The organism is Aquipseudomonas guryensis, from assembly GCF_014164785.1.
Classification (GTDB): Bacteria; Pseudomonadota; Gammaproteobacteria; order Pseudomonadales; family Pseudomonadaceae; genus Aquipseudomonas; species Aquipseudomonas guryensis.
Window position 1 is genome coordinate 321,718 of sequence record NZ_JACJFN010000004.1, and the last position, 18,807, is coordinate 340,524.

Here is an 18,807-nt window from a genome sequence, read left to right on the forward strand (position 1 = left end):
AAGTTCGCAGAATTGCCGCAGGGTCCCGTGTTTCGGCACGGGCTTTGCCTTTTCCAGCGGACATCGGAGAGTAGTCATGACCGACATTCTAATTCTAACGCACGTCGATTATTGTTCTCCGGGCCATCTGGCAGCAGTGCTGGAGGCCCATCAGCTCGATTACACCGTGTTGCGCAGCGACCTCGGTGAACTCGACGGCTACGACCTTGATCGCCCGCGTGCCGTGGCGGTGATGGGCGGGCCGATGAGCGTCAACGACAATCTGCCCTGGATCGGGGCAGAAGTTGCCGCTTTGCAGCACATCATCCAACGCGATATTCCCTTGATCGGCCACTGTCTGGGTGGGCAGATGATTGCCCGAGCCCTCGGCGCGCCGGTGCATCGCATGCCCTATACCGAAGTCGGCTGGCAGCCGCTGGTTCGCCGCGACCAGGCCAAGCCCAATCCCTGGCTGGCCCATCTGCCGGGCGAGTTCCCGGTCTATCAGTGGCACAGCGACACCTTCGAATTGCCCGCCGGTGCCGAGTGGCTGCTGTCCAGCCCCTGGTGCCCGAACCAGGCTTTTGCCTGGGGCGACAAGGTGCTGGCCCTGCAGGGCCACCCGGAAATGACCGAGGAACTGGTAACCGACTGGTTGCGCGACTGGGCGCACCTGCTCGACGAAACCCAGGCCAGCCAGCAGGGGCTGCGGCAGATGCTGGTCGACCTGCCAGCGCGGGTGGCGGCGCTCAATCGGGTGGCGGAAGGCTTCTATCGGCACTGGCTGCAGTTAGCCTTCGGCGAGCGCCTGCAGCTGGCTTGTCCGGCGGCCTGAGGTTTCGAGCTGAAACAAAAACGCCCCGCTCAGTGCGGGGCGTTTTCATTGCTGAGTGAGGCTTATTCCTTGACCTTCATGTCCAGCGACAGGTCGCGGGCGGCCTTGGTGGCGAGGATGCCCATCAGCTGGCCGATCTCGTCCTGGCGGCTGGCGCTGGTACCCGTGCCCGAACCCCCCATCATCACACCGGGTACCGGCGCCTGTGCGGCGGCTTCGGCCCAGACCTTGTTGATCGAGATCAGTGCATCCAGCTTGGGTTGCAGTGCGCCGTCCGCCTCGATTACCGCTTTACGCGCATAGGCTTCGGCGTCAGCGGTGATCTTGGTCGCGTCGGCGGTGATCGCCGCCTTGTCGCGCAGCAGTTCGGCGGTCTGCTTCTCGATCTCGGCGCGGCCTTTCTCGCGTTCGGCGTTGATCCGTGCCAGCTGCTTCTCGGTCTCGGCCTGGGTGGTACGCTCGATCTGGTCGCGCAGAGTTTCCTGGCGGCGGGCTTCCACTTCCTTCTCACCGCGGGCGGTGACCAGCAGCTTCTCTTCCTCTTCCTTCAGGCGGTTCTGCCGGGCCACGGCCAGCTCGGCCAGGGCCTGCTGGACCTTGACCATGCGCTGCTTGTACTGCGGGTTGGGGTCGACGTTGGTGATGCGCGCCTCGACCACTTCCACCCCGTATTTACGGAACTGCTGCTGTTTGCGTACCGGGATGCCCTTGTTGTCCATGACCTTCTCAGTGACGAACTGGCTGGCATTGTTGTCGCCGAAGCTGCCCTGTTCGGTGCCGGCCTGGAGGATCGCGGTCTGGCTCGGCTGGTGGCCGCGCGGGCCGCGCACTTCCTTGCGCTTGATCAGGTACAGGCCGTCGTTGAGCTGGTTCTCGAACTCGGCGGCGAATTCGCTACGCGCACCGGCGTAGAAGTCGTCGGCGCTCATCAGCGAGGCGGTGGCCTGCAGGGTTTCCTTGATGGCCGGCACCAGGGCGGTCTTGATGAAGTTTTCCGGGTTGCGGTATTCCTGGGCGATCTTCAGGAACTGCTCGCCAGCCGGCAGGCGGAAGCGCGCCGAGGATTCGACCTTGGCGTCGACGTTGCCGAGAAACACGATGGGGAAGGCTTCGATGGTGGCGCCGAGCGAATCGTTGTCGCTGCTGTCGTCGATGGCCAGGGCTTCGGTGAGCACCGATTGCACGCTGAGGGCCTTTTTCCAGGCGGTGGCGCGACCGAACCACTTGGTGGCGTAGCCGACGTCATCGACCACTTTCTCTTCACCGAAGATGGTCCGCACATGGGTGGCGAAACCGGCCTCGTTATAGAAGAACACCCCGTTGAAGGTGACGAAGCCGATGGCGGTGAGCAGTACGGGCACGCCGACGTACTTGGCGATGGAGAGTTTTGCTGAGGCTCCGTTGGAGATTTCCATGATCTGTCCTTGACTGCGGGAAAAGAACGCGAATGCTGCGGAGCCGGCGCAGGGCCGTCAAGTGGCGGCTGGCCAGTATGTGGCGTGCCTCGCGCAGATTATTCAGGCGAGCGGGAAGGGTGCTTGCTGGTAACCGTTTTCGTCGACTTGCAAGGCCCAGCCCTGCTTGTCCCAGTCACCAAGGACGATGCGCCGGGCGGCGTGGCCAGCTACCTGCAGCTCATGCACTGCCGGGCGATGGGTGTGGCCGTGGATCAGGGTACGCACGTCGTACTCGGTCATGATCCGCGGCACTTCGTTCGGGGTCACGTCGATGATCTGGCTGGCTTTCATACGGGTCTGCGCGCGGCTTTCGTTGCGCAGCTTGCGCGCCAGCTTGTGCCGGGTGGCGAGCGGCAGGTTGCGCAGGATGAACAGCGACAGCGGGTTGCGTAGCAGGCGGCGCAGCTTCATGTAGCCGACGTCCTGGGTGCACAGGCTGTCGCCGTGCATCAGCAGCACCGGCTCGCCATTGAAATGCACCAGGCTTGGGTCTTGCAGCAGGGTACAGCCGGCTTCGCGGCAAAAGGCTTTGCCGATCAGGAAGTCGCGGTTGCCATGCATGAGGAAAATTTGCGTGCCACTGTCGCTCAGCTGGCGCAGGGCGCGGGCGATCTGGTGCTGGAAGGGCGTCATGCCGTCGTCGCCGATCCATACCTCGAAAAAGTCACCGAGGATGTACAGGGCTTCGGCCGCTCTGGCGCGGCCTTCAAGGAAATGCACAAACGCCCGGCTCAGGTCCGGGCGTTGTTCTTCCAGGTGCAGATCGGAGATCAGCAGGATCATCGACTTACTCGACGATTTCGGCTTTCTCGATGATCACGTCTTCCACCGGCACATCCTGGTGACCGGATTTCATGGTGGTGGCCACGCCCTTGATCTTGTTGACCACGTCCATGCCGTCGACCACTTCGCCGAACACGGCGTAGCCCCAGCCCTGAACGGTCGGTGCGCTGTGGTTGAGGAAGCTGTTGTCGGCAACGTTAATGAAGAACTGTGCGCTCGCCGAGTGCGGCTCCATGGTGCGGGCCATGGCCACGGTGCCGACCTTGTTGGCTACGCCGTTGTTGGCTTCGTTCTTGATGGTAGCGCGGGTGGCTTTTTGCTTCATGCCCGGCTCGAAACCGCCGCCCTGGATCATGAAGTTACTGATCACGCGGTGGAAAACGGTGCCGTCGTAATGACCGCTCTTCACATATTCCTTGAAGTTGGCCACGGTTTCCGGGGCCTTGTCTTCGAAGAGTTCCAGGGTGATGACGCCGTGGTTGGTGTGCAGCTTGATCATGGGATTCACTCTTGAGTTACGGGCAAAGCGGCTGGAGTGGCGCGGCAGCGGGGCAGGCGGGGCCTGTTTTCGCGCCATTCTGGTCACGCCCGGTCGCTTTGCGGCTGTCAGGGGGTTGACGGGTTGGGTATCATACGGGCTTTGTTTTGACCGGCCTACCCTGGGAGTTCGTCTCGCCTGCGGCGAGACAGCTTCTGAGCCGCGCATTCGCACCTAAGGACATCATGAGCAAGCCCACCGTCGAAAAAGCTGCCAACTTCCTGTTGCCCATCGTCCAGGCTGACCTGGACAGCGGCAAGCACGCCAAGATCATCACCCGCTTCCCGCCGGAGCCCAACGGCTACCTGCATATCGGCCACGCCAAGTCGATCTGCCTGAACTTCGGCCTGGCCCAGGAATTCGGTGGCGAGTGTAACCTGCGCTTCGACGACACCAACCCGGCCAAGGAAGACCAGGAATACATCGACGCGATCAAGAGCGACGTCGAGTGGCTAGGCTTCAAATGGGCCGGCGAGGAACGCTACGCCTCCAACTATTTCGACCAGTTGCATGCCTGGGCCATCGAGCTGATCAAGGCCGGCAAGGCTTTTGTCTGCGACCTGAATGCCGAGGAAATGCGTGCCTATCGCGGCAGCCTCACCGAACCGGGCAAGAACAGTCCGTTCCGCGAGCGCTCGGTGGAAGAGAACCTCGATCTGTTTGCCCGCATGAAGGCCGGCGAGTTCGCCGATGGTGCCCGCTCGCTGCGCGCTAAGATCGACATGGCCTCGCCGAACATCAACCTGCGCGACCCGATCCTTTACCGCATCCGCCACGCCCATCACCACCAGACCGGCGACAAGTGGTGCATCTACCCGAGCTACGACTTTACCCACGGCCAGTCGGACGCCATCGAAGGCATCACCCACTCGATCTGCACCCTGGAGTTCGAAGACCACCGCCCGCTGTATGAGTGGTTCCTCGAGCAACTGCCGGTGCCGGCGCAACCGCGCCAGTACGAATTCGCCCGCCTCAACCTGAACTACACCATCACCAGCAAGCGCAAGCTCAAGCAGCTGGTCGATGAAAATCACGTGAACGGTTGGGACGACCCGCGCATGTCGACCCTGTCCGGCTTCCGTCGCCGCGGCTACACGCCGGCGTCGATCCGCAACTTCTGCGACATGATCGGCGTCAACCGCGCCGGCGGCGTGGTCGATGTGGGCATGCTGGAATTCGCCATCCGTGACGACCTCGATGCCAATGCTGCGCGCGCCATGTGCGTGCTCAAGCCGCTGAAAGTGGTCATCACCAACTATCCAGAAGGCCAGGTCGAGAACCTCGAACTGCCGCGCCACCCCAAGCAGGACATGGGCGTGCGCGTGCTGCCGTTCAGCCGCGAGATCTACATCGACGCCAGCGACTTCGAGGAAACCCCGCCGGACGGCTTCAAGCGCCTGATCCCCGGTGGCGAAGTGCGCCTGCGTGGCAGCTATGTGATCCGCGCCGACGAAGCCATCAAGGACGCTGCCGGCAATATTGTCGAGCTGCGCTGCTCCTACGACGAGAACACCCTGGGCAAGAACCCTGAGGGCCGCAAGGTCAAGGGTGTGATCCACTGGGTGCCGGCCGCCGAGAGCGTGGAATGCGAAGTGCGCCTGTACGACCGCCTGTTCCGCTCCGCCAACCCGGAGAAGGACGAGGAGGGCGGCAGCTTCCTCGATAACATCAATCCGGATTCGCTGGTGGTGCTGCAAGGCTGCCGCGCCGAGCCGTCGCTGGCCAACGCCGTGGCGGAAGAGCGCTTCCAGTTCGAGCGCGAAGGCTACTTCGTCGCCGACATCAGGGACTCCAAACCTGGTGCCCCGGTGTTTAACCGCACCGTCACCCTGCGCGATTCCTGGGGAGCCTGAGCCATGGCGTTGTCCATCTACAACACCTTGAGCAAGACCAAGGACATCTTCCAGCCGCTGGAAGGCAACAGCGTGCGCATGTACGTATGCGGCATGACCGTGTACGACTTCTGCCATATCGGCCACGCTCGCGTGATGGTGGCGTTCGATGTGGTCACCCGCTGGCTGCGCCAGCGCGGCTATGAAGTGACTTACGTGCGCAACATTACCGACATCGACGACAAGATCATCAAGCGCGCCCAGGATAATGGCGAGCCGTTCGAGGCGCTGGTCGAGCGCATGATCGCGGCCATGCACGAGGACGAGGCACGTCTCTCCGTGTTGCGCCCGGATCTTGAGCCGCGCGCCACCGGCCATATCGCCGGCATGCACCAGATGATCCAGACCCTGATCGACAAGGGCTTCGCCTATGCACCCGGCAATGGCGACGTGTACTACCGCGTCACCAAGTTCGAGGGCTACGGCAAGTTGTCCCGTCGCAAGATCGACGAGCTGAAGATCGGCGCGCGCATCGAGGTCGACGAGATCAAGGAAGACCCGCTGGACTTCGTGCTGTGGAAAGGCGCCAAGCCGGGCGAGCCGAGCTGGGATTCGCCCTGGGGCAAGGGTCGGCCGGGCTGGCACATCGAGTGCTCGGTGATGTCCACCTGCTGCCTGGGCGAGACCTTCGACATTCACGGCGGCGGCCCGGACCTGGTGTTCCCACACCACGAGAACGAGATTGCGCAGAGTGAGGCGGCCACCGGCAAGCTCTACGCCAACGCCTGGATGCATGCCGGCGCGGTGCGCGTGGACGGTGAGAAGATGTCCAAGTCCTTGGGCAACTTCTTCACCATCCGCGAGGTGCTGGAGAAGTACCACCCGGAGGTGGTGCGCTACCTGCTGGTGTCCAGTCACTACCGCAGTCCGATCAACTATTCCGAAGACAGCCTCAAGGAAGCCAAGGGCGCCCTAGAGCGCTTCTACAACGGTCTCAAGGGCCTACCGGAAACGCAGCCTGCCGGTGGCGAAGCCTTCGTCGAGCGCTTCGGCGTTGCGATGGACGACGACTTCAACTCGCCGGAAGCCTGCTCGGTGCTGTTCGAGATGGTCCGCGAGGTCAACCGCCTGCGTGAATCGGATGTTCAAGCCGCTGCCGGTCTTGCGGCTCAGCTCAAGCAGCTGGCCGGCGTGCTGGGCGTGCTGCAGCTGGAACCGGACGCCTTCCTCCAGGCGGGTGCCGCGGGCAAGGTCGACGCCGCCGAAGTCGAGGCACTGATCGCTGCGCGCCTGCAGGCCCGTGCCGAGAAGAACTGGGCGGAAAGCGACCGTATCCGCGACCAGATCACTGCCATGGGCGTGGTGCTGGAAGACGGCAAGGGCGGTACTACCTGGCGCCTGGCCGAGTAAGCGCTTCTGCATCATGAACAAGGCCGCCCTCGGGCGGCCTTTTTCATTCCCACACCTTTAGCGTTTGCCGCGGTACCAGATCACCCGGCTGACGCCGCGGGTAACGGCCACATAGGCCAGGCGCAGGTTCTCGTCGCGCATGGCCTGGTCGTAGCTGTTGCGGAACAGGCCGCAGCGGACATACAGCGCGTTGCGCAGCGGATGCGACTCAGCGCTGCCGCCCTCCTCGAGGATGATCGCCACCTCGCCCTGCAGGCCCTTGGCGCGGTGGATGCTGTAGGCGCGAACCGGCAGGCTAGGGTCCAGCTGGGCCTGCACCTGCTTCAGCGCGTCGTTGCGCCGGCCCAGCAGCAGGACCGGGTTGCGCTCGCGGCTGCCGCGCTGGGCGACATGCGCACACTGCGCGGCGATTTCCTGCAGCAGCTCGGGCAACTGGCGCTTGAGGTCGAAGCCCTCGATGCGGCGCACGCCGTGGTCGCCCGGCTGCGCGGCCTTGATTGCCTGGCTGCGCTTGGCCTGCTTGCAGGCGACACCCTCGAGCAGCGCCTCGGCGTCGCGCAGGATCGGCGCGATGCTGCGGAAGTTGGCGGTCAGCATCAGCATCTGGCTCTTGGCCTTGCCGCGGCAGGGGAAGTGGCGGTCGAAGTCGAGGAACAGCTCCGGCGAGCTGCCGCGCCAGCCGTAGATCGACTGCCAGTCGTCGCCGATGGCCATCAGGCTGACCGCCTTGCCCCGGCCGGCCAGGGCGCGGTGCACGGCCTGCAGCCAGTGAACGATCTGTGGCGAGATGTCCTGGAACTCGTCGATCAGCAGATGGCGCAGCGGCTCGATGGCCTCCGCCGGCAGCTCCTGCGCGCCGGTCAGGCGCTCGCCGAGCTGGCGGAAGGCAGTGTCGAAGGTGGTGACGCCTCGGGTCTGCAGCAGCGCCTGGAAACCTGCCCAGAAGCGGGCGAGTGCCAGCAGGAACAGGCGCTCGCGCGGCGCGCAGTCCAGCGCGGCGGCATCGAGCCGGTCCGGGCGCAGGCCGAGGCTCTCGGCGAAGCAGCCCTGCTGGTAGAAGGCCTCGAACAGCGGCGCGGCGCGCAACTCGCCGGCCAGACGCAAGCCCTCCTGCGGAGGCTTGCCGACGGTCTCGGGCATGGCCACACCGAGCAGCTCGTGCACCTGCTGACGGAAGGCGGCGTCGCTGGCGTAGAGCTCGTCATAGGCCTGGCGCAGCAGACGCTGCTGCGCGGTTGGCAGGCGGCCGCCCGCAGGGGCGTCTGGCTCCTCGCTGGCGCTGCTGCCGAGTTGCTCGAACCAGCTCGGCGCGCCCAGCAGCGCCTTGGCCTGCTGCGCCATGGCCGAGTGGAAGGTACGTACGCACTGGCGCGTCTGCGTTTCGTCGAACGGGAACTGCCAGAAGGCCAAAAGGCGCAGCAGCTGGCCGCGCAGCTCGGCGCAGGAAGCGTTGGTGAAGGATATCACCGTGAGGCTGGTGGCGGGAATCTGCAGGTGGCAGAACATGAACACCACGCGCAGCAGCAGGGTGGTGGACTTGCCCGAGCCGGCGCCGGCGAAGATACGGGCCAGCGGGGCGCGGCAGAGGATCATCGCCCACTGCTCGTCGGACGGTGCACCGATCAGTCCGGCCGCCACCGCCTCGGCGACGCGGGCGCGCATGGCGGCGATCTGGCTCTCGTCGACCTTCAGGCGGGCGCTGGAATAGATGCCTGTTGCTGTGGGCGCAGGGCCATCGCTGGCCTTCTTCTTGCGCCCGCCGGCCTTGGTCTTGCCGCTGCTGGCGGGGCGTTTGCCGCGCGGTTGCGGTTGACGCAGCCGGGCCGCGGCCTCGCGTTCGGCGCGCAGGTATTCGGTGGTGTGGGGGAAGTAGCGCGCCAGGGTGCTGGAGAGCAGCGCCTGGTAGCGTTTGACGGCGGACAGCATGGCAACTCGGAAAGCAGATGCGGCCGTCCATCATACGGACTTTCCGTCTCAGGCTGGAGCCTGGCAATGGGCCAGTGGATCAGGGCTCCAGCGCCGCGAGTATCTCCAGGGCAATACGTACCCGCTCGGCATTCGGGTAGTTGCGGTTGGCCATAATCACCAGGCCGGTGTCGCGGGCCGGCAGCAGCACCAGGTAGGCGCCGAAGCCATTGGTCGAACCGGTCTTGTTCAGCAACAGGTCGCCCTCGGCCGCTTGCGGCGTGGCGAAGCGTTCGACGGCATGCGGCTGCAGCGCCATCGGCGTGGAGTTGCCGGCCTGCAGACGCTGCAGCGTGATGGGGTAAGCGTAGCGCTCCCAGCCCAGGCCCTGGGTCATGTCGCCGACTCGGTAGTAGCCCTGGTGCGTGGTGGCGATGGCCTGGCGCAGCGGTGCCGGCAGCCGCGATGGGTCGAGGTTGGCCTCGACGAAGCGCAGCATGTCGGCGGCCGTGGACTTCACCCCGTAAGCCTCGGCGTCCAGCGGGCCGGGTTGCACGCGGATCGGCTGGTCGTCGCGATAGCCCCAGGCGTAACGCGCCATCTGCGCCTGCGGGACCCGCACATGGCTCTCGCGCATGCCCAGCTGCGGGAACAGCTGCTGCTCCAGCGCCTGCTCGAATGGCATGCCGAGGCTGGCGGCGGCCAGGTGGCCGAACAGTCCAATGCTGGGGTTGGAATACAAGCGCTGGCTGCCGGCGGGGTAGGCGGGCTGCCAGACGCGGTAGTAGTCGAGCATCTGCCTTTCGCTGCCTACGGCGTCCGGGAACTGCAGCGGCAGGCCGCCGGGTGTGTAGGTAGCCAGGTCGAGCAGACTGATGCGGTCGAAGGCGCTGCCGCGCAGGGCCGGCAGATGCTGGCTGGCCGGATCGTTCAGGCGCAGCTTACCCTCGGCCTGGGCATAGGCGCCGAGGGTGGCGGTGAACAGCTTGCTCACTGAGCCGAGCTCGAACAGGCTGTGTTCGTCCACTGGCAGGACGCTCTCGCGGTCAGCTACCCCGTAGTTGAAGTAGTGGTGCTTGCCCTTGTGCACGATGGCCACGGCCAGGCCGGGAATCCGGTACTGCTCGATGGCGGGCTGCACGGCGGCATCGACGACGGTGCGCAGGTTGCTCTGTGCCAAGGCAGATTGGCCGGCCAGCAGCAGAGCCAGTGCGGTGGTTTTGAATCGCATGGGGTTTCCTTCAGTTCATCGGCGGCAGCCGGCGCGGCACCGAGGTTTTCTTGACGATGGCGGTGTTGGTCTCGGCGTAGGCGTTGATGCGGTCCAGCAGCTCGTCGAGCTGTTCCATGGAGCGCACATGCAGACGGGCGACGAAGCAGTCCTCGCCGGTGATCTTGTCGCACTCGGTGAACTCGGGAATCGACTGGATCTGCCGCTCCACCTCCTGCAGCTTGCCGGGCAGTGGGCGCACCCGGACGATGGCCTGCAGCTGGTAGCCGAAGTGGCGCGGGTCCACGTCCACCCGGTAGCCCTTGATCACGCCGCGCTCCTCCAGGCGACGCAGGCGCTCGGCCACGCTGGGCGAGGACAGCCCGCTGATCTGCGCCAGGGCCTTGAGCGAGCGGCGCGAGTCTTCCATCAGGGCGTTGAGCAGAAGCTGGTCGATCTCGTCGGTCATGGCGGGCTCGTAAGGTAATTTCAGGTAAGTGCCTTTGTATTAAAGGCAAGGTCTCTCTTTTTCCTTAGATTAGCCATGGAGCGACCAGGCTGGCCAGCCGAATAATAAGCGCACCCCAACCGGAGACTCCGACCATGGACAAGACCCTCAAGCGCGGCTCGCTGGAAATGATTGCGGCGATGCTGATTTCCGGCACCATCGGCTGGTTCGTCCTGATCTCCGGCCAGGCCGTGATCGACGTGGTGTTTTGGCGCTGCGTGATCGGTGGCGCCATGTTGCTGCTGGTCTGCGGCGCGCTCGGCCTGCTGCGCGCCGAGCTGCTGAGCCGTCGCGTATTGGTGCTGGCGCTGGTCAGCGGGGTGGCCATAGTCGGCAATTGGCTGCTGCTGTTCGCTTCCTACTCCAAGGCGTCGATCGCCATCAGCACGGCGGTGTACAACGTCCAGCCGTTCATGCTGGTAGGGCTGGCCGCGCTGTTCCTCGGCGAGCGCATCACCCTGGTCAAGCTGGCCTGGCTGGGTGTGGCCTTCCTCGGCATGCTGGCCATTGTCAGCGCCCATGGCGATACCGGCACTTCGGGCGAGAACTACCTGTTGGGCATCGCCCTGGCCCTGGGCGCGGCGCTGCTCTATGCAGTGGCGGCGCTGATCGTCAAACGCCTGAGTGGCACGCCGCCGCACCTGATCGCACTGATCCAGCTGCTCACCGGCATCCTGATGCTGGCGCCGCTGGCCAGTTATCAGCTGCCCGAGCAGCCGCAGGCCTGGGCCAGCCTGGCGGCCCTGGGCATCGTGCATACCGGGGTGATGTACATGCTGCTGTACAGCGCGATCCAGAAGCTGCCGACGGCGCTGACCGGGGCGCTGTCCTTCGTCTATCCGATAGCCGCGATCTTCGTCGACTGGCTGGCCTTCGGTCATCGCCTCAGCCCGCTGCAATGGCTGGGCGTGGCGGCCATCCTACTGGCGGCGGCTGGCATGCAGCAGGGTTGGAGCCTGCGCGGGGCCAGGCTTCAGTCAAGCCGGTAGCGCGCGAGTTCCTCGGGCGAAAGCACGCGCATCTTGCTCGGTTCGATGCGGCTCATGTCTTCGGCCAGGCTGGCCGGGATGTTCATCTCGCGCCAGTAGGCGCTCAGTTTGGCGTTCGTCCAGGCGTCTGGCTTGCTGCCGCAGCCTTTTGCCGCAGCGCAAAGACTTGCTGCTGCCCCAGGGTTTTCGTTAGCTTGCAACCTTTCGCCCGAGCCACGACCACTTCGCAGTAGTCGCATCATGGAAGAGAAGTAGAGATGACGCGCGCGCAAGACTCGCAATCCCACTACGAGCAGAGCGATCCGCTGGACCGGCGCCTGCAGGCGCGGCGCTTGAGCCAGATCGCCAATGTACAGTACGTCGTGCTGCTGCTGATCGGCCTGCAGACGGTGCTGGCGCAGAGCTGGCTGAATACCGTTCTGGTGTTGCTGGCGCTGGCCCTGGTGCTGGTCGGCCAGCAGTTGAACCGGCGTGGGGCAACGGATACCGCCATCGTGTTGATGCTGGTCTCGCTGGCGGGGTTGGTCACGGTATCCCTGTGGTTCAGCCAGGGGCTCTACAGCGGTGTGCTGCTGGCTTATCCGGCGATCCTGATCGTGGCTGGCATGGTGGCGCCGTTGCGGCTGTTCATCGGCCTGCTGCTGAGCATGCTGGCATCGGTGGTCGGCATGACCTACGCCTCGCTCAGCGGTCTGCTGGTGTTCGAGCCCTGGCCGATTGGTATCGGGCGGATGATCAATGTCAGCTGTATTCTGGTTATGTGTGCGGTGGCCGTGTGGTTGCTGGCCAATGACCTGCGCCGCACCTTGCTGCGCCTGCAGCAGGAAATACTGCGGGTGAGGGACTCCGAAGCCAGCTTTACCCACCTGGCGCAGCACGACGCATTGACTAACCTGCCCAACCGCCTGTTGATCAGCGACCGCATGGAGCAGGCCATCGGCCAGGCGCGACGTTACGACAAGCGGGTGGCGCTGCTGTTTCTCGATCTGGACAACTTCAAGACCATCAACGACTCCCTGGGCCATGCCGCCGGCGACGAGCTACTCAAGGAGGTGGCCTTGCGCCTGCAGGACGCTGTGCGTGAAATGGATACGGTCAGCCGTCAGGGTGGCGACGAGTTCCTCATGGCCTTGTCCGACGTGGACGATCTGGCGGCGGTCTCTGCGGTGGCCACCCAGGTGCAGGCTCGCCTGGCGCAACCCTTCACCCTCAAGGGCATGCAGATCGTTACTTCCATCTCTATCGGTATCGCCCTGTTTCCCGAGGACGGCGACGATTTCGAGACCCTGCTCAAGCACGCCGACATGGCCATGTACCAGGCCAAGGCGGCGGGGCGTAACGGGTTCTGCTTCTTCGACGCGCAGATGAACGCGGTTACCCGCGAGCGCCTGAGTCTGGAGCTGGACCTGCGCCAGGCGCTGCTGCGCGACGAGTTCGTCCTGCACTACCAGCCGATCGTCGACCTGCACAGCGGGCGTCTGCTGGCGGCCGAGGCGCTGATCCGCTGGCAGCACCCGGAGCGGGGCATGATCACCCCGGATACCTTTATCTCGGTGGCCGAGCAGTCCGGTCTGATTGTCGAGATCGGCGAGTGGGTGCTGAACGAGGCCTGTCGCCAGATGATGCTTTGGCAAGCCGCCGGTCTGCCGCGCTTCGTAGTGTCGGTGAATCTCTCCGCGGTGCAGTTCCGCCGAGGCAATCTGGAGGCTTTGATCGGCTCAGCCCTGAGCCGGTTCGGCTTGAGTCCCAGCAGTCTCGAATTGGAGTTGACCGAGTCGATCCTGCTGCAGGATTCGGCGGCTTTCATCGACATGCTCTACCGCCTCAAGGCGCTGGGCGTGAAGTTGTCGATCGATGATTTTGGGACGGGCTATTCCAACCTGGCCTACCTGCAGCGGTTTCGCGTGGACAAGCTGAAGATCGATCAGTCCTTCGTGCGCAAGTTGCTGGGCAATGCGCAGGACCAGGCCATCGTCACGGCGATCATCCAGATGGCCAAGAGCCTGAATCTGTTGACCACGGCCGAGGGTATCGAGGATGTGGCTATTCGGCGGTTGCTGGCCGAACTGGGGTGTGATCAGGGGCAGGGCTACCTGTTTGCCAGGCCGCTGCCTGCTCTGGAGTTCATGGCGTTTGCCCAGAGGACGCAGTTGCCGGCGTAGCCTGCCTTGCCCGACAACTGAAAAGAAAACGGCACCCGAAGGTGCCGTTTTTTTGGATACCACATGCCCAGGCAGGCAATACCCTTACACGTGCAGGTGTTCGGCCGCGTACAGGGTGTTTTCCAGCAGGCAGGCGCGCGTCATCGGGCCTACGCCGCCTGGCACCGGGGTGATCCAGCCGGCGCGTTCGGCGGCGACGTCGAACTCCACGTCACCGACCAGTTTGCCATCGGCCTGGCGGTTGATGCCCACGTCGATGACGATGGCGCCAGGCTTGATCCACTCACCCTTGACCAGCCCCGGCTTGCCGGCAGCCACGACCACCAGGTCGGCATTGGCCAGGTGGCCCGGCAGGTCTTTGGTGAAACGGTGGGTGACGGTCACGGTGCAGCCGGCCAGCAGCAGTTCCAGGGCCATCGGCCGACCGACGATGTTGGAGGCGCCGACAATTACTGCATTCAGCCCGTGCGGGTCGACACCAGTGCTCTGCAGCAGGGTCATGATGCCTTTCGGCGTGCAGGGGCGCAGCAGAGGGATGCGCTGGGCCAGGCGGCCGACGTTGAAGGGGTGAAAGCCGTCCACATCCTTGTCCGGGCTGATCCGCTCGAGCAACTGCGAGGCATCCAGGTGAGCCGGCAGCGGCAGTTGCACGAGGATGCCGTCGATGGCCTGGTCGTCGTTCAGGTGATCGATCAGGGCCAGCAGTTCGCCCTGGCCGGTGCTGGCCGGCAGGTCGTGGGCCACGGAGACGAAGCCGACTTCCTCGCAGTCCTTGCGCTTGTGCGAGACATAAACCTGGGAGGCGGGGTCGCTACCGACCAGGATCACGGCCAGGCCTGGGGCGCGCAGGCCTTGCTGGCGGCGTTCGACAACGCGTTGGGCAATTTGCTGGCGCAGGCTGGCGGCTATGGCTTTGCCGTCGATCAGTTGTGCGGTCATGGCGCGTGGTTAACCATCGGGAAGGATTGAAAAAGGGCGTGCATTCTCGCACGGCGGGGCGGTTGGGCAAAGGCGCTACCCGGCGAATTTCCTGTAACTCCTTTATCTCGCTGAATTTTTTTAACTTTTAGTGTTGACGCTATGACGGCGCCTCTATAAGATTCGCCCCGCTTGTCGAGCACAGCCAGTCGCTGGGTAAGACGGCAAAAGCAAAGCCTTACGGCCTAGCCGAAGCCGAAGCTTCAAGTCTGCGCTAGCAGATGAACAAGCGCCCGTAGCTCAGCTGGATAGAGCATCCGCCTTCTAAGCGGATGGTCGCAGGTTCGAGTCCTGCCGGGCGTGCCATCTGGCAGTCAGGCACAAGCATCGCAATATGGTGGGCGTAGCTCAGTTGGTAGAGCACAGGATTGTGGCTCCTGGTGTCGAGGGTTCGATTCCCTTCGTCCACCCCATATTCGAGAAAACGCCAGGCCACTAGGCCTGGCGTTTTTGTTTCAGCGCTATACCACGCGGACGTGGTGAAATTGGTAGACACACCAGATTTAGGTTCTGGCGCCGCAAGGTGTGAGAGTTCGAGTCTCTCCGTCCGCACCATCTTTTCTTCCTTTATATACCTCGCCGTTCCTGCGTCTTTTCCGCAGGTGACTTCTGCTATTCGACCCACTAGAATGCATGCCCTTGATTCTGGGCCGGAACGGCCGGCTTACGTCTGTGCAACGAGGAATACCCATGCAAGTTTCTGTTGAAAGCACCTCCGCTCTTGAGCGCCGCATGACCATCGGTGTCCCGGCCGAGCGCATCGAGACCGAAGTGACCAAGCGTCTGCAACAGACTGCCCGTCGTGCCAAGGTCGCTGGCTTCCGCCCCGGCAAAGTGCCGATGAGCGTGATTCGTCAGCGTTACGAAGACTCCGCTCGCCAGGAAGCCCTGGGCGACCTGATCCAGGCTACCTTCTACGAAGCCATCGTTGAGCAGAAGCTGAACCCGGCTGGCGCTCCGGCTGTAGAGCCGAAGTCCTTCGAGAAGGGCAAGGATCTGGAGTACGTGGCGATTTTTGAAGTCATCCCGGAAATCCAGGTTGCCGGCCTCGACAGCATCGCCATCGAGCGTCTGCAGGCTGAAGTCGCTGACGCCGATGTCGACAACATGCTGGAAATCCTGCGCAAGCAGAACACCCGTTTCGAGGCCAGCGATCGCGCTGCCGAGAATGGCGATCAGCTGACCATCGATTTCGTTGGCAAGGTTGACGGTGAAGTCTTCGCCGGTGGTTCTGCCAAGGGCACTCAGCTGGTGCTGGGTTCCGGCCGCATGATCCCAGGCTTCGAAGATGCCCTGGTTGGCGTCAAGGCTGGCGAAGAGCGTGTGATCACCCCGACGTTCCCGGCTGACTACCAGAACCTCGATCTGGCCGGCAAAGCTGCCGAGTTCACTGTTACCGTGACTGCCGTGGCTGCACCGCAACTGCCGGAGCTGAATGACGAGTTCTTCACCCTGTTCGGTGTGAAGGAAGGCGGTCTGGAAGGTTTCCGTGCCGAAGTGCGCAAGAATATGGAGCGCGAACTGCGCCAGGCCATCAAGTCCAAGGTCAAGAACCAGGTAATGGAAGGCCTGCTGGCTGCCAACCCGGTTGAAGTGCCGAAGGCGCTGATCGGCAACGAAGTGAATCGTCTGCGCGTGCAGGCTGTTCAGCAGTTCGGTGGCAACATCAAGCCTGATCAACTGCCGGCCGAACTGTTCGAAGAGCAGGCCAAGCGCCGTGTTTCCCTCGGCCTGCTGGTTGCTGAAGTGGTCAAGCAGTTCGAGCTGAAGCCGGACGACGCCCGCGTGCGCGAAGTGATCGAAGAAATGGCTTCGGCCTATCAGGAGCCGCAGCAGGTTGTGGCTTGGTACTACAAGAACGACCAGCAGCTGAACGAAGTGCGTTCGGTTGTACTGGAAGAACAAGTTGTAGATACTGTCCTGCAGAAGGCCAAAGTGACCGATAAAGCGGTCTCCTACGAAGAAGCGGTCAAGCCGGCGGAAGCTCCGCAAGCAGCCTGATCCCTCGCCTCGTTAGAGCACACCATAAGCCAGCCTTCGAGCTGGCTTATGCGTCTTTGGGATATGAACATTTATGGAGAGATCGCTGGATATGTCGCGTAATCAATTTATGCAGCAAATGCCTGATATCCAGGCTGCCGGTGGCCTGGTGCCGATGGTGGTGGAGCAGTCCGCCCGCGGCGAGCGTGCCTACGATATCTACTCGCGCCTGTTGAAGGAGCGGGTGATCTTCCTGGTCGGCCCGGTCGAGGACTACATGGCCAACCTGGTAGTTGCCCAACTGCTGTTCCTCGAAGCGGAAAACCCGGACAAGGACATCCACCTCTACATCAACTCCCCGGGTGGTTCGGTAACCGCTGGCATGTCGATCTACGACACCATGCAGTTCATCAAGCCAAACGTGTCGACCACCTGTATTGGTCAGGCTTGCAGCATGGGCGCCTTCCTGCTGACCGCTGGCGCTGAGGGTAAGCGTTACTGCCTGCCGAACTCGCGCGTGATGATTCACCAGCCGCTGGGCGGTTTCCAAGGTCAGGCGTCGGACATTGAGATTCACGCCAAGGAAATTCTCTTCATCCGTGAGCGTCTCAACATACTGATGGCCAAGCACAGTGGACGCACTTTGGAAGAAATCGAGCGCGATACCAATCGTGATAATTTCATGAGCGCCGAAGCCGCTCGTGAGTATGGGTTGATCGACGCAGTGATTGAAAAGCGCCCCGCCTAATATAGACAGCTCAAAATAGGGCGGTTTGGCGTGTCCGGCCGTCATGCAGGCTTGAAAATGCCTGCAATTGCCTCCATCTTGTTTTCCATGCCTACCGGATTTGGATTGATCGAATGACTGACACCCGCAATGGCGAGGACAACGGCAAGCTGCTTTATTGCTCCTTCTGCGGCAAAAGCCAGCATGAAGTGCGCAAATTGATTGCCGGCCCCTCGGTCTTTATCTGCGACGAGTGCGTCGACCTGTGCAACGACATCATCCGTGAGGAGGTGCAGGAAGCACAGGCCGAAAGCAGTGCGCACAAGTTGCCCGCGCCGAAAGAAATCAGCGGCATCCTAGATCAGTACGTCATCGGTCAGGAGCGCGCCAAGAAGGTGCTCTCCGTCGCGGTGTACAACCACTACAAGCGTTTGAATCAGCGCGACAAGAAAGATGATGTCGAGCTGGGCAAGAGTAACATCCTGCTGATCGGTCCGACTGGCTCGGGTAAGACCCTGCTGGCGGAAACCCTGGCGCGTCTGCTCAATGTGCCGTTCACCATCGCCGATGCCACCACCCTGACCGAAGCTGGTTATGTCGGTGAGGACGTCGAGAACATCATTCAGAAGCTGTTGCAGAAGTGCGACTACGATGTCGAGAAGGCCCAGATGGGCATTGTCTACATCGACGAAATCGACAAGATTTCGCGCAAGTCGGACAACCCGTCGATCACCCGCGATGTTTCGGGCGAGGGCGTGCAGCAGGCACTGTTGAAGCTGATCGAAGGTACCGTGGCTTCGGTTCCGCCTCAGGGCGGGCGCAAGCATCCGCAGCAGGAATTCCTGCAGGTGGACACGCGCAATATCCTGTTCATCTGTGGTGGTGCGTTCTCCGGTCTGGAGAAGGTCATCCATGGTCGTTCGACCAAGGGTGGCATCGGCTTCAATGCCGAAGTGCGTAGCCAGGAGCTGGGCAAGAAGGTGGGCGAGGCGCTGCGCGAAGTTGAACCGGACGATCTGGTCAAGTTTGGCCTGATTCCCGAGTTCGTGGGTCGTCTGCCGGTCATCGCGACCCTTGACGAGCTCGACGAGGCGGCGCTGATGCAGATCCTCACCGAGCCGAAGAACGCGCTGACCAAGCAATACGGCAAACTCTTCGAAATGGAAGGCGTGGATCTGGAGTTCCGTCCGGATGCCCTGAAGGCCGTGGCCCATCGTGCGCTGGAGCGCAAGACAGGTGCCCGTGGCCTGCGTTCCATCCTCGAAGGTGTGCTGCTCGACACCATGTACGAGATCCCCTCGCAGAGTGAAGTCAGCAAGGTGGTGATCGACGAAAGCGTGATCGAGGGTAATTCCAAGCCGCTGCTCATCTACGAAAACAGCGAGCCGCCAGCCAAGGCTGCTCCTGACGCGTGATGTCAGATACTTGATGAAATAAAGGGCCCTGCGGGGCCCTTTGTTTTTCCGGTGTCCTTGCTTGTTTTTTCCGGAGGCTGGCCCCATCTTAGGTTTAAG

At 63.0% G+C, this 18,807-nt stretch carries 16 protein-coding genes and 3 tRNA genes; 11 read left to right on the forward strand and 8 right to left on the reverse strand.

Translation table 11 applies throughout. The features are described 5' to 3' along the window. The first annotated feature begins 76 nt into the window (after positions 1 to 76). Complete coding sequence (locus tag H3H45_RS16630; RefSeq protein ID WP_182834813.1) at positions 77 to 814, forward strand: type 1 glutamine amidotransferase; 738 nt, start codon at positions 77 to 79, stop codon at positions 812 to 814. Positions 815 to 876: 62 nt separating this feature from the next. On the opposite strand, the gene H3H45_RS16635 is transcribed toward H3H45_RS16630, so the two are convergent. The 3 genes from H3H45_RS16635 to H3H45_RS16645 all read right to left on the reverse strand — a co-directional run bounded on the left by H3H45_RS16635 (position 877) and on the right by H3H45_RS16645 (position 3,553). Beyond that, positions 877 to 2,229 carry an SPFH domain-containing protein gene (locus tag H3H45_RS16635; RefSeq protein WP_182834814.1) on the reverse strand — a complete coding sequence of 451 codons (1,353 nt, stop codon included), beginning with the start codon at positions 2,227 to 2,229 and terminating at the stop codon, positions 877 to 879. 102 nt (positions 2,230 to 2,331) lie between these two features. Beyond that, on the reverse strand, positions 2,332 to 3,054 hold the full coding sequence (lpxH, locus tag H3H45_RS16640; protein WP_182834815.1) for a UDP-2,3-diacylglucosamine diphosphatase: 723 nt from the start codon (positions 3,052 to 3,054) through the stop codon (positions 2,332 to 2,334). 4 nt (positions 3,055 to 3,058) lie between these two features. After that, positions 3,059 to 3,553 carry a peptidylprolyl isomerase gene (locus tag H3H45_RS16645; RefSeq protein ID WP_182834816.1) on the reverse strand — a complete coding sequence of 165 codons (495 nt, stop codon included), beginning with the start codon at positions 3,551 to 3,553 and terminating at the stop codon, positions 3,059 to 3,061. A 224-nt stretch (positions 3,554 to 3,777) separates the two neighbouring features. Between H3H45_RS16645 and H3H45_RS16650 the strand changes: the two genes are divergently transcribed. Together H3H45_RS16650 and cysS are read left to right on the forward strand one after the other, a co-directional pair. After that, complete coding sequence (locus H3H45_RS16650; RefSeq protein ID WP_182834817.1) at positions 3,778 to 5,445, forward strand: glutamine--tRNA ligase/YqeY domain fusion protein; 1,668 nt, start codon at positions 3,778 to 3,780, stop codon at positions 5,443 to 5,445. Positions 5,446 to 5,448: 3 nt separating this feature from the next. Continuing rightward, complete coding sequence (gene cysS / locus H3H45_RS16655; RefSeq protein ID WP_182834818.1) at positions 5,449 to 6,834, forward strand: cysteine--tRNA ligase; 1,386 nt, start codon at positions 5,449 to 5,451, stop codon at positions 6,832 to 6,834. Positions 6,835 to 6,891: 57 nt separating this feature from the next. Here the strand turns inward: cysS and H3H45_RS16660 are convergent, their stop codons facing one another. From H3H45_RS16660 to H3H45_RS16670, 3 genes are all read right to left on the reverse strand, one after another. Then, a complete protein-coding gene (locus H3H45_RS16660) occupies positions 6,892 to 8,760 on the reverse strand; it encodes a DEAD/DEAH box helicase (protein ID WP_182834819.1) in 1,869 nt (622 codons plus the stop codon). A 79-nt stretch (positions 8,761 to 8,839) separates the two neighbouring features. Further along, complete coding sequence (gene ampC / locus H3H45_RS16665; protein WP_182834820.1) at positions 8,840 to 9,970, reverse strand: class C beta-lactamase; 1,131 nt, start codon at positions 9,968 to 9,970, stop codon at positions 8,840 to 8,842. A gap of 10 nt (positions 9,971 to 9,980) precedes the next feature. After that, the gene (locus tag H3H45_RS16670) at positions 9,981 to 10,418 is read right to left on the reverse strand and encodes an Lrp/AsnC family transcriptional regulator (RefSeq protein ID WP_182834821.1); all 438 of its coding nucleotides are present in this window, start codon (positions 10,416 to 10,418) and stop codon (positions 9,981 to 9,983) included. A gap of 134 nt (positions 10,419 to 10,552) precedes the next feature. Between H3H45_RS16670 and H3H45_RS16675 the strand changes: the two genes are divergently transcribed. After that, the gene (locus tag H3H45_RS16675) at positions 10,553 to 11,446 is read left to right on the forward strand and encodes a DMT family transporter (protein ID WP_182834822.1); all 894 of its coding nucleotides are present in this window, start codon (positions 10,553 to 10,555) and stop codon (positions 11,444 to 11,446) included. Here H3H45_RS16675 and H3H45_RS16680 read toward each other — a convergent pair. Continuing rightward, positions 11,431 to 11,718, reverse strand: coding sequence for a hypothetical protein (locus H3H45_RS16680; protein WP_182834823.1), 288 nt, complete (start codon positions 11,716 to 11,718; stop codon positions 11,431 to 11,433). The two genes, H3H45_RS16675 and H3H45_RS16680, sit on opposite strands and share 16 nt — an antisense overlap. On the opposite strand from H3H45_RS16680, the gene H3H45_RS16685 reads away from it, so the two are divergent. Next, complete coding sequence (locus H3H45_RS16685; protein WP_182834824.1) at positions 11,704 to 13,608, forward strand: putative bifunctional diguanylate cyclase/phosphodiesterase; 1,905 nt, start codon at positions 11,704 to 11,706, stop codon at positions 13,606 to 13,608. The two genes, H3H45_RS16680 and H3H45_RS16685, sit on opposite strands and share 15 nt — an antisense overlap. Before the next feature lie 84 nt (positions 13,609 to 13,692). Here H3H45_RS16685 and folD read toward each other — a convergent pair whose 3' ends face one another. Beyond that, positions 13,693 to 14,547 carry a bifunctional methylenetetrahydrofolate dehydrogenase/methenyltetrahydrofolate cyclohydrolase FolD gene (folD, locus tag H3H45_RS16690; protein ID WP_182834825.1) on the reverse strand — a complete coding sequence of 285 codons (855 nt, stop codon included), beginning with the start codon at positions 14,545 to 14,547 and terminating at the stop codon, positions 13,693 to 13,695. A 268-nt stretch (positions 14,548 to 14,815) separates the two neighbouring features. Here folD and H3H45_RS16695 point away from each other — a divergent pair. The 6 genes from H3H45_RS16695 (at position 14,816) to clpX (ending at position 18,708) form a co-directional block, all read left to right on the forward strand. Next, positions 14,816 to 14,892 (forward strand) — tRNA-Arg (locus H3H45_RS16695). A gap of 31 nt (positions 14,893 to 14,923) precedes the next feature. Continuing rightward, positions 14,924 to 14,999: transfer RNA gene (locus H3H45_RS16700), tRNA-His, on the forward strand. A 57-nt stretch (positions 15,000 to 15,056) separates the two neighbouring features. Next, a tRNA-Leu gene (locus H3H45_RS16705) sits at positions 15,057 to 15,141 on the forward strand. Positions 15,142 to 15,276: 135 nt separating this feature from the next. Further along, positions 15,277 to 16,587 carry a trigger factor gene (gene tig / locus H3H45_RS16710; protein WP_173205546.1) on the forward strand — a complete coding sequence of 437 codons (1,311 nt, stop codon included), beginning with the start codon at positions 15,277 to 15,279 and terminating at the stop codon, positions 16,585 to 16,587. 91 nt (positions 16,588 to 16,678) lie between these two features. Continuing rightward, positions 16,679 to 17,314, forward strand: coding sequence for an ATP-dependent Clp endopeptidase proteolytic subunit ClpP (gene clpP / locus H3H45_RS16715; RefSeq protein ID WP_182834826.1), 636 nt, complete (start codon positions 16,679 to 16,681; stop codon positions 17,312 to 17,314). Positions 17,315 to 17,427: 113 nt separating this feature from the next. Continuing rightward, on the forward strand, positions 17,428 to 18,708 hold the full coding sequence (gene clpX / locus H3H45_RS16720) for an ATP-dependent Clp protease ATP-binding subunit ClpX (RefSeq protein WP_182834827.1): 1,281 nt from the start codon (positions 17,428 to 17,430) through the stop codon (positions 18,706 to 18,708). Positions 18,709 to 18,807 lie beyond the last annotated feature (99 nt).